The organism is Janthinobacterium sp. CG3, assembly GCF_000344615.1.
Taxonomy (GTDB): domain Bacteria; phylum Pseudomonadota; class Gammaproteobacteria; order Burkholderiales; family Burkholderiaceae_D; genus Janthinobacterium.
Map to the genome: position 1 here is coordinate 2,160,210 of NZ_KB467824.1, position 14,027 is coordinate 2,174,236.

At 68.1% G+C, this 14,027-nt stretch carries 11 protein-coding genes; 5 read left to right on the top strand and 6 right to left on the bottom strand.

From position 1 onward, the window contains the following. Positions 1-8: 8 nt before the first annotated feature. The 6 genes from trhA to JANGC3_RS0109345 all read right to left on the bottom strand — a co-directional run bounded on the left by trhA (position 9) and on the right by JANGC3_RS0109345 (position 6,437). The gene (trhA, locus tag JANGC3_RS0109320) at positions 9-626 is read right to left on the bottom strand and encodes a PAQR family membrane homeostasis protein TrhA (RefSeq protein ID WP_017876220.1); all 618 of its coding nucleotides are present in this window, start codon (positions 624-626) and stop codon (positions 9-11) included. A 138-nt stretch (positions 627-764) separates the two neighbouring features. Next, entirely contained in the window at positions 765-1,820 is a 1,056-nt protein-coding gene (locus JANGC3_RS0109325) for a hypothetical protein (protein WP_017876221.1), read from the bottom strand. A gap of 241 nt (positions 1,821-2,061) precedes the next feature. Then, the gene (locus JANGC3_RS28915) at positions 2,062-3,513 is read right to left on the bottom strand and encodes a glycosyltransferase family 2 protein (RefSeq protein WP_017876222.1); all 1,452 of its coding nucleotides are present in this window, start codon (positions 3,511-3,513) and stop codon (positions 2,062-2,064) included. Next, complete coding sequence (locus JANGC3_RS32525; RefSeq protein ID WP_157406545.1) at positions 3,510-4,691, bottom strand: HEAT repeat domain-containing protein; 1,182 nt, start codon at positions 4,689-4,691, stop codon at positions 3,510-3,512. The genes JANGC3_RS28915 and JANGC3_RS32525 overlap by 4 nt, the downstream gene beginning before the upstream one ends. Further along, positions 4,688-5,482: a YaiO family outer membrane beta-barrel protein gene (locus JANGC3_RS0109340; RefSeq protein WP_017876223.1), complete on the bottom strand. Its 795-nt coding sequence runs from the start codon at positions 5,480-5,482 to the stop codon at positions 4,688-4,690. Before JANGC3_RS0109340 ends, JANGC3_RS32525 begins: the two co-directional genes overlap by 4 nt. Beyond that, positions 5,469-6,437, bottom strand: coding sequence for a GDP-mannose 4,6-dehydratase (locus tag JANGC3_RS0109345; protein WP_017876224.1), 969 nt, complete (start codon positions 6,435-6,437; stop codon positions 5,469-5,471). The genes JANGC3_RS0109340 and JANGC3_RS0109345 overlap by 14 nt, the downstream gene beginning before the upstream one ends. 385 nt (positions 6,438-6,822) lie before the next feature. Here JANGC3_RS0109345 and JANGC3_RS0109350 point away from each other — a divergent pair, with 385 nt between their 5' ends. From JANGC3_RS0109350 to malE, 5 genes are all read left to right on the top strand, one after another. Then, a complete protein-coding gene (locus JANGC3_RS0109350; RefSeq protein ID WP_026132768.1) occupies positions 6,823-8,043 on the top strand; it encodes a maltoporin in 1,221 nt (406 codons plus the stop codon). 417 nt (positions 8,044-8,460) lie between these two features. Further along, entirely contained in the window at positions 8,461-9,474 is a 1,014-nt protein-coding gene (locus JANGC3_RS0109355; RefSeq protein WP_017876226.1) for a substrate-binding domain-containing protein, read from the top strand. A 291-nt stretch (positions 9,475-9,765) separates the two neighbouring features. After that, entirely contained in the window at positions 9,766-11,415 is a 1,650-nt protein-coding gene (locus JANGC3_RS0109360) for an alpha-amylase family glycosyl hydrolase (protein WP_017876227.1), read from the top strand. A gap of 144 nt (positions 11,416-11,559) precedes the next feature. Continuing rightward, the gene (locus JANGC3_RS0109365) at positions 11,560-12,639 is read left to right on the top strand and encodes an ABC transporter ATP-binding protein (RefSeq protein WP_026132769.1); all 1,080 of its coding nucleotides are present in this window, start codon (positions 11,560-11,562) and stop codon (positions 12,637-12,639) included. A gap of 86 nt (positions 12,640-12,725) precedes the next feature. Next, positions 12,726-13,940 carry a maltose/maltodextrin ABC transporter substrate-binding protein MalE gene (gene malE / locus JANGC3_RS0109370; protein WP_017876229.1) on the top strand — a complete coding sequence of 405 codons (1,215 nt, stop codon included), beginning with the start codon at positions 12,726-12,728 and terminating at the stop codon, positions 13,938-13,940. Positions 13,941-14,027 lie beyond the last annotated feature (87 nt).

Sequence of the window (14,027 nt, forward strand, 5' to 3'; positions counted from 1 at the left end):
TCTTTGAGCTAGGCGACGTAGCGCAACACGGCGACGTAGTGGCAGATGCTGCCGCCGAGGACGAACAGGTGCCATATGCCGTGGCCGTGGCGGACCTTATGGTCGGTGGCGTAAAAGACGATACCGACGGTGTAAAACAGGCCGCCGCCGGCGAGCCACAGGAAGCCGTCCCAGCCCAGGCCGGCGATGAGCGGCTTGACGCCGACCACGGCCAGCCAGCCCATCAGCACATAGATCACCAGCGACAGCACGCGCGCGCCCCTGGCGTAGAAAATTTCCTGGGCGATGCCGACCAGCGCCAGCGCCCAGACCACGCCGAACAGCGACCAGCCCCAGGGGCCGCGCAAGGTGACCAGCGTAAACGGCGTGTAGCTGCCGGCGATCAGCAGGTAGATCGCGCAGTGGTCGAAGCGGCGCAGCACGTCCTTGGCGGCGCCGCGCACGCTGTGGTACAGCGTCGAGCTGAGGTACAACACCAGCAGCATCGCCGTGTAAATGCTGAAGCTGACGATTTTCCACGGGTCGCCCGAGCGCGCCGCCAGGACGATCAGCAGCACACCGCCGACCGCCGCCAGGGCAGCGCCGACGCTGTGGGTAATGCTGTTGAAGCGTTCGCCGTGATACATGGAATTGCCGCCTTGTCGATTGCGCCGGACGCGGCGCGCCCGGCGGCCCAGTGTAGCCGCTTTCGCCCAGGCCGTCCTATATTGGCAAGTTTTCAATTAACTGGATGGAACTTATTCGCCCGCCTGCGCCCGAGTCCCCTACCTGAGGACCTTGAAATTGCGGTAGTCGTGGATGGCGACGCCACCGAAGCCGGCGGCCCCGCCAAAGTAGGCGCCGACGCTGCCGAGCTGGCCCTCCAGCGCCAGCCGGCCCTCCTCGCAGAACGTGACCTTCGGCAGCTCGGCGTTGCAGGCCGTTTCGACGCCGGCCACGGCCAGCTTGCCGAGCGTGCCGGCGTAGGCGATCGGATGGGCGGCGTGGGCGACGATGCCGTCGGCGCCCAGCGCGACGTCGCGGTAAGACATTACGGTTACGCGGTCGGTGCTGTCGATCAGCCACTGCGACAAGGTCTTGCTGACGCCGCCGCGCGTCAACGTCAGGTATTCGTAGCCGAGCGCGATGTCGGCGTGCAGGTACAGGCCGGCCGCCTTGGCCCGCGCCAATTTCTGGTACAGGTCGATTAATTGCTGGCCCATGGCGACCTGGTCGGTTTTCCAGTTCGGCAGCGAGTGCGGCTCGATGTCGAAGTGCAGTCCGGCCGGCCGCGCCCCCGTCAACCCGGCCACAAAGGCGTTCGATTTGGCGACCAGGTCGAGCGCGTACTGGTGGTTGGCGCTGAGCATCCATTCGGATGCGCCGAACAGCAACTCGACCGTGACGCCGTAGGCCGCCGCGCGGTTGAGGAAGCCGGCCAGCAGCGCCGGCTGTCTGGTCAGCAGCGATTCGCTGTGCAGGTAGATGACGCTGACCCGCTGGTCGGTGGCGAAGTCGAGCATGGCCCTCTGCCGCGCGCTGGTGCCGATGTCGGCGTCGTACCAGGACCACATTGCGCGTCGGGCCGCCGGCGGCACGGCGGCGGCGACACTGGAGGCGGCGGTGCGGATGCTTTGCTGCGGCTCGGATACCGGCGGCGCGGCTAAGGCGGCTGCGGAATAGGCGGACTGCGCGGTCGACTGCGCGGTGGACTGCGCGGCGGACTGCGCGGCGGCCAGTTGCGCCGGCCCGGCCGGCGCCCCGGCCGGGTCCGACGCGCCGCCGCAGGCGGCAAGGGTGGACAACAGCGCCAGCGCCAGCGTTGGAATGGTTTTTGACATGGGAAGGCCCGCAAGAGTTGTTGAGAAAGATCAAACTCTTGTTTGGACGCCGGCCGCTTCGAATTGGTTCAGAGAAATTTTTCTATCGAGAATCTATTTCCCATAGTCAATTTCTTTTTTTGGGGGGGGGTGAATGAACGGGCGTGCCGGCGGCGATGGTGCGGGGCAAGCGGCGGGCGCCAGCTCAGCCAATCCGGCCCACTGAACGCCGGCGCCGCCGGGCGCGGCGTTTCAGCATTCCTCAATTGCCTTCGGCCGGGGCGCCGGCGGCGCCGTCCCGGCGCACGTTGCGGGCGAATTTGTCCCAGCCGCGGTCGCCCTTGAGGAACTGCACGGTGCCGCGCAGGCCGGCGAGTATGATCAACGGCCGGTACAGCAACAGGTCTAGCGGCCCGAGCAACAGCATGCGCAGCAGCGCGCGCGGCCGGTAGTCGCGGTAGCCGGCGTCGTGCAGCGCCAGCGCCACCGTGGTCGGAATCGCGCCGGCAAAGGCCGTCACGCCCAGCAGCGCGGCGTAGGCCACCCAGTCGACGACGCCCAGCGCGGCCGCCGCCGCCAGCGCCAGCAGCGAGAACAGTTGCACCAGCGGCGCGAGCGCCTCGAACAGCACGAAATACGGCAGCGCCAGCATGCCGACGCTGCCGTAGCGCGGCCGCAGCAGCATGCCGCGGTAGTGCCAGACCACTTCGAGGACCACCTTTTGCCAGCGCGCGCGCTGGCGCATCAGCCCGGACGGCCGGTCCGGACCCTCGGTGCGGGCGATCAGCCCGGGCAGGGAGACGATCCGGTAGGGCCGGCCCTCGCGCCGGAATTTTTCATGCACGCGGAAGGTCAGTTCAATGTCCTCGCAGCTGAAGGCGTTGGAAAATCCGCCCAGTTCGACGACGGCGTCGCGGCGCCAGATGGCGAAGCCGCCCGGGTTGCACATCATGCAGCCAAGCCTGGCCCAGCCCAGCCGGAAGGCGACGAAGGAGCGCATCAGGTCGAGGTGTTGGAAACAGCTCAGCAAGTGTTGCTCGGCCGCGCGCAGGCCGGCGCCGTCCAGGTCGGGCGCCTCCGGGGTGCGGCTGATGCCGAAAAAACTGGTCACGCCGACCACCTCGTCGGGCGCGAGCTTGACCGGCGCCATCGCCGAGCGCAGCGCGTCGCCGTGGTATACCGTGTCGCCGTCGACCGAGCACAGGTAGGGGTAGCGCGCGAAGTTGATGCCACAGTTCATCGCGTCGGCCTTGTTGCCGCCGTTTTCCTTGCACACCACCGTCAGGCGCTTGTCCGTGGCGCTGGTATAGCAAACGTCGCCGACCATACGGCTCGGCAGCAGCTTGCGGTACAGCGCGACGCGCGGCAGCAGCGCGTATTCGCGCGTCAGGATTTCGAGGGTGCGGTCGGTCGAGCCGTCGTTGACGAGGATGAGCTCGAATTCCAGGTAGTCCTGCGCCAGCAGCGAACGCACCGAGGCCAGCACCATGGTCTCCTCGTTGTAGGCGGTGGCGACGACGCTGACCGGCAGCGCCAGGCGCGACGGCGCCGTGCCGTCGTCGCCACCGCCGCCGCGCAGGCGGTCGCGGCGGCGGTGTTCGCGCGCCGACAGCAGCAGCAGCGCCAGCACCAGTACGTACAGCAACAGCGTGTAGGCCAGGCTGCCGGCCACCGCCAGTCCGATGGCGCCGTGCAGCCAGGCGGCGCCGCTCATGACAACAGCTGCCGGCGCCCGGCCGGCGCCGCGCCGGCCGGGGGAAAGGCGAACACCGCGGCGCCGCCGCGGCTGGCTGCGGCGTGGCCCGCGCCGATCTGGCGGAGCACCTCGCGGGCGCCGTCGCGGGCGAAGGCGTCGGCCGAGTGCGCCTGCGCGGCGACGTCGCGCCAGACCGCGCTGCCCATCGCCGCCAGCGCCTCGCGCGCGGCCAGCCGCACCCACCAGTCGCGGTCCGCCAGCAGCGGCGCCACCAGCGCGCCGTCGCCTTGCCGCGACGGGTCGAACAGCCGGCCCAGCGCGCGCGCGGCGTGGGCGCGCACGAAACCCGTGGTGTCGGCCACCAGGCGGCTCGCCACCGTTGCCGCCAACGGCCCGCCCAACTCGCCCAGGGCTTGCACCGCCGCCTTGCGCACGGCGGCGTCGGCGTCGTCGGCGTGCGCGGCTAGGCGCGCGTCGAGCCGCGCCAGCCCGCGCCGGAGCGCCAGCAAGCGGATGCCCCACACCCGCACCGCCGGCTCGGCGTCGTCCAGTAGCGGCAGCAACATCTCGGCGACGTCGTCGGGGAAACGCTCGAGCTGGCCCGCCAGGCATGTGCGCGCGTACCAATTGCGCCGCAGCGCGCCCACCAGGATGGCGGCGGCGGCGCGGTCGCCCAGCGTCCCCAACAGTGTCACCGCCGCCGCCGCGACGGCGCGGTCGGGCTGGGCCAGCGCCTCGCACAGCAGCGCGTGCATGCCGGCCGCGCGTACCTGGCACAGCAGGTGCAGCGCGCCGATGCGGCGCCACGGGTTTCCCCGCCCGCGCCGCCCCTGTCGCCCGGCCGCCTCGCGCAGCAGGCGCCGCGCGCCGTAGCGCGCTAGCGCGCCGGCGGCCAGCGCGTCCTTGAGCCAGTCCGGCTGGGCGCCGTCGCAGGCCAGCCGGTACAGCGCGTCGCGCGGCAGTGTTCTGAGCAGGCGCAACAGGCCCCGGTTCCAGGCCGCCAGCGCGCTCGCGCCGGCGCCCGGCCCGGGGCGCGCGCAGGCGCAGCGCGCCAGCGCGGCCGCCAGCCGGTCGTGGCGGCGCCGCCCCAGCAGGCAGGCGCCGGACAGGGTCAGCCACAGCAGCGCCACGCTCAGCAAGGCAGCGACGTACAGCGGCGGGTGCTTGAGCAAATCGGCGATCAGCAAAGTGTTCAAAATGCCCTCCGGTATGACAGTCCCAGCGCGCGCTGGCGGAACGACGGTTCTTCGCGCCCCAGCGTCAGGTCGAGCCTGACGCTGCTGCCGGCGTCGATGCGGTAGCGCAGGTTGGCGTTGACGATCAAGCCGCGCCTGGCGTCGGCGCCGGGCACGTTGATGGCGTCGTACAGGCCGCGCCCGGCGCTGACGCTGGCGCCGTAGCTGTACGCGGCGCCGCCGTCCCAGGTCGCGCGCACGGCGGCGACGCGGATGTGGTGCCTGACCGGGTCGGTGGCGCCATAGGACAGCTTGAGTTCGAACTCGCTGCCGCCCTGGTAGAGGATGGCCGCCAGCGAGCCGATCTTCACGCGCGACTGCGGAAACGAACGGTACACGGCACCGGCCTGCAACGCGACCTTGCCGAACAGGCGCCCCAGCTGCGGCTCAAGCGCGAAGCGCGGCGCGAACTCCGGCCGCACGCCGGCGCCGACCTGGCCCGACAGCAGCCAGTTGTCGATGCGGCGGTAGCCGCCGGCGCTGAGGGTGAGGTCGTCGCCCTGCTTGCGGTGCTGGCTCTCGGCGGCGGCATACCAGCCGCGGTCCGGCCCGGCCCGGTAGCTCGCCTGCAGCCGGTTGCTCCACCAGGTGACGTCGCGCGCGCCCAGGCTGACGCGCGACGGCTCGGTGCCGGCGTCGACGCTCCAGGCCGGCTCCTGGGCCGCGGCGCTCCGCGGCAACGCGGCGGCCGCGCCGCCGGCCAGCGCCAGCAGCAGCGCCAGCGGGCCGGGCGCCGCTTCAAGCGCGCGCAAGGTAGTGCTCCGCCATGCGCTCGATGATCTCGTCAAGCCGCATCAGGCGCCGGAAGCCGAGCGCCGCGTGCAGGCGCTGCAGGTCCGGGATGCGCCGCGGCATGTCCTCGAAATTGTTGTCGTAGGCCAGGTGGTAGGGTACGAAGCTGATCTCGGAGGCGCTGCCGATTTTCGCCTTGACGCGCTGCGCCAGTTGCAGGATCGAGACCTCCTCGGCGGAGCCGACGTTAAACACCTTGCCGTAATTGCTCGGCTCCAGCACCAGGCGCTTAATCGTCCACACGACGTCGCCGACATAGCAGAAACAGCGCTGCTGGCTGCCGTCGCCGTGCACCGTCAGCGGCTGCCCGGACAGCGCCTGCTCTATAAAGCGCGGCAACACCATGCCGTAGCGCGCCGACTGTCGCGGCCCGACCGTGTTGAAGTGGCGCGCCACCACCACCGCCAACTGGCGCTCGCGGAAGTAGGCCAGCGCCAGGAATTCGTCGATCGCCTTGGCGCAGGCGTACGACCAGCGGCCCTTGCTGGTGGCGCCGAGCTGCATGTCGCCGCCCTCGCTAAACGGCAACTGGTTCGACTTGCCGTAGACCTCGGAGGTCGAGGCGACGAATACCACCTTGTTTTGCTCGCTGGTCAGCCGCAGCACCACGTCGGTGCCGTGGACGATGTTCTGGATCGTGCGGATCGGGCTCTCCAGCACGCGCGCCACGCCGACGACGGCGGCCAGATGGAAGATGAAGTCGGCGCGCCCGACCAGCTCACCCATGCGCCGCTCGTTCAGGACCGAGTCGTGCACCAGCTCGAAACGCGGGTGCGCGCAAAACGCGCGCAGGTTGTCCACGCTGCCGGTGGAAAGGTCGTCGATGACGATCACCGCGTGGCCGTCCCCGAGCAGGGATTCGGCGAGGTGGGAGCCGATGAAGCCGGCGCCTCCGGTGATCAGATAGGTGTCCATATCGGGCGCTTCCTTACTCAAAGTCCACTGTTTCAGAGTCGATCAATGCGCGCGCAGTGCGCCGTGCAAAAGCTTGCGTCTGCCAGGTTGGACGCCGCCGCCGGCGCTTGATTCAGTCATAGTAGCGGCCGTTTGCGCAGGCTCAAGAAGGCGAACCCGACAATAAAGCGGCGCCGTCAAACGCCCGGCGTAGTCAAAGCGCAACACAACGTCCAGCAAAAAACTTTACTTATCAAAGCCCTTTGAAATATACTCAAAGCGCTTTGGACTATATTCAAAGCGCTTTGACTTGCGCAGATGTCGATCCCGGTACGAAACCGGGACGGCGCGCGGCCGGAGCGTGGCGCACGCCATCCATAACTTAAAAAAACCATCGGAGAGAAAAATGAGCAGACACTTCATGAAAACCTTGCCAGCCGCGCTGGCCCTGGCCCTGGGCGCATCGGCCGCGCAAGCTGGCCTGCCGATCGACTTCGGCGGCTACGTGCGCTCCGGCTTCGGCACCAGCGGCGAAGGCGGCAAGGAAGCCTGCTTCGGCCTGGCCGGCGCCTCGTCGAAATACCGCCTCGGCAACGAATGCGAGACCTACGGCGAACTGAAGTTCGGCGGCGAAGCGTTCAAGGCGGCCAACGGCACCACCTTCCGCGTCAACACCTTGCTCGCCTTCTCGGTGGCGCAAAACCAGGACTGGGAACAGGCTTCGCCATCGTGGCGCGAACTGAACGTGGTGGCCGACCACATCGGCACTGGCGCCATGGCCAACGCCAAGGCCTGGGTCGGCAAGCGCTACTACGAGCGCCAGGACGTGCACATCACCGATTACTATTTCTGGAACAACAGCGGTCCGGGCGCCGGCCTTGAAAACATCGACCTCGGCGCGGCCAAGCTGGCCTACGCCGTGGTGCGCACCGCCGACAGCGGCGACGCCAATCGCACCGCGCTGGCGCACGACATCCGCCTGTCCGGCATCAAGCTCAACCCCGACGGCGAACTGACCTTCGGCGCGCAAATCAACCAGAAGCGCAACGCCGAAGGCGCCGCCGCGATCGCCGGGGGCCACTTGCTGACCGCCATGCACACCCAGGGCAACTTGCTGGGCGGCTTCAACAAGGTCGCCCTGCAATACGGTAGCGGCAGCGGCGCCACCACCGGCGGCATCAACCTGGGTGGCGCCAAGGACGACAAGGTGACCCGCCTGACCGAACAGATCATGGTTCAGCCGAAAGGCGACTGGTCCGGCATGGCCACCTTCGTCTACGAAGACAAGAAGAACGGCGGCAGCCACAGCAAGTGGACCTCGGCCGGCGTGCGTCCGGTCTACCACTTCGCCGACAACTACAGCCTGGCCGCCGAACTCGGCTTCGACCAGGTCAAGCCGGACGGCCAGAAAACCCGCAAGCTGAGCAAGTTTACGATCGCCCCGCAACTGGCGGCCGGCAACGGTTTCTGGTCGCGTCCGGTGCTGCGCGCCTTCTACACTTACGCCAAGTGGAACGACGCGGCGCAGGCGGCGGCCGGCGCCGGCGACGCGCTGTCGAGCACCGGCGTGTTCGGCGGCAAGACCAGCGGCAGCTCGCTCGGTTTCCAGGTCGAGGCTTGGTGGTAACAGAATGGGCCGGCCTTCGCGGGCCGGCGCTGTGCAGCGTTCGATTGCAGTAGGTAACACGCCGGAGGGATGCGCGGGTGCTGCCCCGCGCCCCGGCGGCTTCACGTAGTGGATTTAGGTTGTATCCTTCTTTGGCGCGGGTGCGCCCGGCTCCGGTCTGCGGAGGCGGGCCGACGGCCCGGGGCGCGCAGCGATGCGACCCCGGTCCCCCGCGCGTTTTTTTCGTCCGCAGCAAGCGACAGCGCCATCGCGCCGCTCGCCCTCCCCGCCAGCGACCGCGCCGCGCGCCGGCCTCCCTCCACTGCCAGATTGGCAATGTGGAAAGCTTTGGCAAATTTCAGATAAACTGTCGGCTCCAGTCCCCCGCCCGCAACCGCTGCGCGATCCGGCCGGCGACATCACCCTAACGCTTCGCCCATGAATTTAAAAGATCTCGCCAAAAACCTCGGAATTTCGGAAACCACGGTCAGCCGCGCCCTGAACGGCTACCCGGAAGTGAGCGAACGCACCCGCGAACGGGTGCTGGCCGCCGCCAAGGCCGCCGGCTACCGGCCCAATCCGATGGCGCGCAGCCTGGCCGTGGGCCGCACCAACGTGGTCGGCATCATCTACCCGCTGCAGCCGAACGACCTGGCCGACCCGATGTTCATCGACATCGTCGGCGGCATGTCGGAGGCGCTCGAGGCGCAGGACATGGACATGATCATCGCGCCGTCCTCGCCGTCGCACGAATTTCGCTCCTACGAGCGGATGGTCACCGGGCGTCGCGTCGACGGCCTGGTGGTCGGCCGCACCAAACCCTACGACGAGCGCATCGCCTACCTGGCGCAACAGGGGCTGCCCTTCGTCACCCACGGGCGCACCCTGCTGAACCAGCCGCACGCCTGGTTCGACTACGACAACGAGGCCGGCATGCGCCTGGCGGTCGAGCGCCTGCTGGCGCTGGGCCACCAGCGCATCGGCCTGATCAGCGCGACGCCCGACATGACCTTCGTACGCCAGCGCGTCGACAGTTTCCAGGCCTCGATGCTGCGAGCCGGCCTGGCGGTCGACCCGGACAACCTGATCGACAACGCGCACGACCGCCGCGCCGGCTACCAGGCCATGCAGCGCCTGCTGGCGCGCACGCCGCGGCCGACCGCCGTCATCGTCGACAACCACATGTCGGGCGTGGGCGCGGTGCGCGCGCTGCTCGACGCCGGCGTCGACATCGGCCGCGACCTGTCGCTGATCGTCTGGGGCGCGATGGAGGATTCGCTGGCCGGCTACAACGTCACCACCGTGCACCAGCCCGAACCGCGCCGCGCCGGCGCCAAGATGATCGAGATGCTGTTCGCGCTAATGGACGGCACCCCGGCGTCGGAGTTGCAGCAACTGTGGCAACCGGTACTGCTGCCGGGCGAGACGGCGGGACCGGCGCCCGGCAACTAAGCGAGCCGCAACGCCGGCCGGGTGCGTTTTCGTCGGTCGGGTTAGCCCATCGGGCATAAACCGACTGGCGTCGACAGCGGCTCGGCGTCGGATTACGCCGCCCTCATCCGACCGACAACACCGCGGCGCGTTTCACAACAAAATGACGTGTAAATATCTTTACTTTCCAAAGCGCTTTGAACTATACTAAATTCATGCCCAAAGCGCTTTGGCTAGTTCCGAAGCGCGACCTCCGACCAACCGAACTATCCGGTAAGCATACCGGCTAGTTTTTATAGAAACGCTGACAGAGTGAATCCTACGCCAAGCACCGCCACCGCACCCGCCACCCCAGCCGCCGACTGGTGGCGCAGCGCCGTCATCTATCAAATCTACCCGCGCAGCTTTTTGGACAGCAACGGCGACGGCGTCGGCGACCTGCCCGGCATCACCGCCAAGCTCGACTACATCGCCGGCCTGGGCGTCGACATCGTCTGGATTTCGCCGTTCTTCACCTCGCCGATGAAGGATTTCGGCTACGACGTGGCGGACTATTGCGACGTCGACCCGCTGTTCGGCACGCTGGCCGATTTCGACCGACTGGTCGCGCGCGCCCACGCGCTGGGACTGAAAATCATGATCGACCAGGTGTTGTCGCACTCGGCCGACGTGCATCCGTGGTTCGTTGAAAGCCGCCGCAGCCGCGACAACGCCAAGTCCGACTGGTACGTCTGGGCCGACCAGCAGGCCGACGGCACGCCGCCGAACAACTGGCTGTCGGTGTTCGGCGGTTCGGCCTGGCAATGGGACGCCCGCCGCGGCCAGTTCTACCTGCACAATTTTCTGACCAGCCAGCCCGACCTGAACTTCCACCAACCGGCGGTGCGGCAAGCCCACCTGGACAACCTGCGCTTCTGGCTGGAACGCGGCGTCGACGGCTTCCGCCTGGACGCCTGCAATTTCCACTTCCACGACCGGCAGCTGCGCAGCAATCCGCCGGCGGCGCTGCGCGACAGCACCATGGTGTCGTCGGTCAACCCGTACGGCATGCAGGCGCACATCTACGACAAGACCCAGCCGGAAAACGTGCCCTTCCTGCAAAACATCCGCAGCCTGCTCAACGAATACGGCGCCATCGCCATCGGCGAGATCGGCGCCGACGATTCGCTGGCGGTGATGGGCGACTACACCACCGGCGGCGACAAGCTGCACATGGCCTATAGTTTCAACCTGCTGACGTCGGAGTTCTCCGCCGCGCACATCCGCACCCAGGTCGAGCAGTTCGAGGCGCGCGTCGCCGACGGCTGGGCCTCCTGGTCGGTTGGCAACCACGACAGCGCCCGCGTGATGACGCGCTGGGGCGGCGCCGACGCCTCGCCGGAACTGGCCAAGGTGGTGCTGGCGATGCAACTGGCGCTCAAGGGCACGCCTTGCCTGTACCAGGGCGACGAGCTGGCGCTAACCGAGGCCGACCTGCCGTTCGAGGTGCTGCAAGATCCGTACGGCATCACCTTCTGGCCGGAATTCAAGGGCCGCGACGGTTGCCGCACGCCGATCCCGTGGCAGGCCGGCAGCCCGCACGCCGGCTTCAGCAGCGCCGCGCCGTGGCTGCCGGTGCCGCCGCAACACCTCGCGCGCGCCGTCGACCAGCAAGACGGGCCGGACTCGCCGCTGTCGTTCGCCCGCAAGGTGCTGGCCTGGCGCCGCGGCGTGGCCCAGTTGGCGCTCGGCGACATCGTCTTCTTCGACGCGCCAGAACCGGTGTTGGCCCTCCGCCGCGACCTGGCCGGATCGCCCAGCGTGCTGGCCGCCTTCAACCTGGGCGGCGCGGCGGTGCGCTTCGACTGGCCGCAAGCGGCCGGCGCGGTGGCGCTCGACGGCCACGGCCTGCGCGGCGCGGCCGAGGGCGCCAGCGTGGCGCTGCCGGCGTACGGCGGCTGGTTTGGGCAGGTGGCCAAGTAACATCGGCGGCCCCGGGCGCCACGGAGATCGCTTCACGTAGGTCGGGTGAGCCCGCGGGGCGTAAGCCGACAAGCGCCGCCGCGAAAAGCAATCCCATACAGAGCGTGGCGCCAGCCGCGCCGGAACGAGAACAGCGAGGAAGACATGGCAGGACTGAAGTTATCGGGCATAAAAAAATCCTACGGCGAGGTGCAGACCCTGCACGGCATCGATTTGCAGATCGAGGACGGCGAACTGGTGGTCTTCGTCGGTCCGTCCGGCTGCGGCAAGTCGACCCTGCTGCGCGTCATCTGCGGCCTGGAGGAAATCAGCGCCGGCGACCTGCACATCGGCGCCGTGCGCATGAACCAGATTCCGCCGGCCAAGCGCGGCATCGCCATGGTGTTCCAGAGCTACGCGCTGTATCCGCACATGAGCGTGGCCGAGAACATGGCCTTCGGCCTGAAGCTGGCCGGCATGAACAAGGCGCAGATCCAGGAGGCGGTGGCGCGCGCCGCGCAGGTGCTGCGCATCGAGCCGCTGCTCGAACGCAAGCCGAAGGACTTGTCCGGCGGCCAGCGCCAGCGCGTCGCCATCGGCCGCGCCATCGTCCGCAAACCCGACGTGTTCCTGTTCGACGAGCCGCTGTCGAACCTGGACGCCTCGCTGCGCGTGCAGATGCGCATCGAACTGGCCAATCTGCACCGCGAGCTGGGCGCCACCATGATCTACGTGACCCACGACCAGGTCGAGGCGATGACGCTGGCCGACCGCATCGTCGTGCTCAACGCCGGCCGCATCGAGCAGGTCGGCGCGCCGCTGGAGTTGTACCACCACCCCGACAACCTGTTCGTGGCCGGCTTCCTCGGCTCGCCGCGGATGAACTTCCTCAAGGGCACCGTGCAAAGCGCCACCGCCGGCAGTTGCGTGATCGCCACCGCCGCCGGCGGCAGCGTCAGCGCCGCCATCGGCCAGACCCTGGCCGCCGGCAGCGCCGTGACGGTGGGCGCGCGGCCCGAGCACGTCAGCGCCAGCCACGACGCCGGCGGCATCCCCGCCACCGTGCACGCGGTCGAGAAACTGGGCGACATCAGCTACCTGTACGTGGCGGTGGCCGGCGCCGACGAGCCGCTGGTGGTGCGCGCCGATCCGGAAACCGACTGGGCCCAGGGCCAGGCGGTGTTCCTGACGGTGACGCCGCCGCGGCTGCACGTGTTCGACCAGCAGGGACGCGCCTGCCGCTAATTTCTTCTGGCGGGTTGAATGCAACGAGCGCCGCTCGACCCGTTTTTTTCACAGCCTCGACATAAAAAACAATCGGAGACGAAACCATGGTATCGACCACAAAACGCACGCTGTTCAAGACTAGCCTGATGTTCGCCGCGCTGAGCGGCCTGGGCTGCATGGGCGTGGGCCTGGCGCACGCCGGCGAAGCCGGCACGCTGCTGATCTGGATCAACGGCGACAAGGGCTACAAGGGCCTGGCCAAGGTCGGCGAGGAATTCACCAAGAAAACCGGCGTCAAGGTCGTCGTCGAGCATCCGGAAGACGCGCCGACCAAGTTCCAGCAAGCCGCCGCCGCCGGCAAGGGCCCGGACATCTGGGTCTGGCCGCACGACCGCATCGGCGCCTGGATCGACAGCGGCCTGTTGCAGCCTTTGACCCCGAGCAAGGAAGCGCGCAACGCCATCCTGCCGCTGGCCTGGGCCGCCTTCACCGTCGGCGGCAAGACCTGGGGCTACCCGATGTCGATCGAGGCGGTCTCGCTGGTCTACAACAAGGACCTGGTGCCGAACCCGCCGAAAACCTTCGAGGAATTGGCCGCGCTGGACAAAAAACTGGCGGCCAAGGGCAAGAAAGCCATCCTGTGGGACTACACCAACACCTACTTCAGCTGGCCGCTGCTGGCGGCGGGCGGCGCCACCGCCTTCGACCTGAAGGCCGACGGCCACTATGACGCGGCCAAGACCGGCGTGAACTCGGCCAGCGCGACGGCCGGCGTCGACGCCATCATGAACCTCATCAACAGCGGCGCGATGCCGAAGGGCGCCGGCTACGCCGACATGGAAGCCGGCTTCAACCAGGGCAAGGTGGCGATGATGATCAACGGCCCGTGGTCGTGGGACAACGCGCGCAAGTCGAAGATCAACTTCGGCGTCGCCAACATCCCCACCGTCGGCGGCAAGGCCGCCTCGCCGTTCATCGGCGTGCTGGGGGCGATGATCTCGAAGGCCAGCCCGAACAAGGAAATCGCCACCGAATTCCTGGAAAACCACATGCTGGCGATTGACGGCCTGAAAACCATCAACGCCGACGTCCCGCTGGGCACGCCCGCCAACAAGGCCCTGTTCGCCGAGCTGAAAACCAACGCGAACATCCAGGCGACGATGGAAAGCGCGCAAGCGGGCCGTCCTATGCCGAACAATCCGGAAATGGGGCGCTTCTGGTCGTCGATGAAATCGGCGCTGGAAAATATCACCCAGGGCCGCCAAGGCACGAAAGAAGGCTTGGACGCCGCCGCCAAGCGCATCACTAGCGTGAACTAAGTTAGCCAGCTTTGGTAGGTCGGATTACGCGTTGCGCTCATCCGACCTACGACGCGCTAACTTAACGCCATTAAGGGCAGACTCCGC

Excerpts from the sequence above, each read along its gene's own strand:
- trhA (WP_017876220.1), bottom strand. The coding sequence starts at position 626 with ATGTATCACGGCGAACGCTTCAACAGCATTACCCACAGCGTCGGCGCT.
- JANGC3_RS0109325 (WP_017876221.1), bottom strand. The coding sequence starts at position 1,820 with ATGTCAAAAACCATTCCAACGCTGGCGCTGGCGCTGTTGTCCACCCTT.
- JANGC3_RS28915 (WP_017876222.1), bottom strand. The coding sequence starts at position 3,513 with ATGAGCGGCGCCGCCTGGCTGCACGGCGCCATCGGACTGGCGGTGGCC.
- JANGC3_RS0109345 (WP_017876224.1), bottom strand. The coding sequence starts at position 6,437 with ATGGACACCTATCTGATCACCGGAGGCGCCGGCTTCATCGGCTCCCAC.
- JANGC3_RS0109350 (WP_026132768.1), top strand. The coding sequence starts at position 6,823 with ATGAGCAGACACTTCATGAAAACCTTGCCAGCCGCGCTGGCCCTGGCC.
- JANGC3_RS0109355 (WP_017876226.1), top strand. The coding sequence starts at position 8,461 with ATGAATTTAAAAGATCTCGCCAAAAACCTCGGAATTTCGGAAACCACG.
- JANGC3_RS0109365 (WP_026132769.1), top strand. The coding sequence starts at position 11,560 with ATGGCAGGACTGAAGTTATCGGGCATAAAAAAATCCTACGGCGAGGTG.
- malE (WP_017876229.1), top strand. The coding sequence starts at position 12,726 with ATGGTATCGACCACAAAACGCACGCTGTTCAAGACTAGCCTGATGTTC.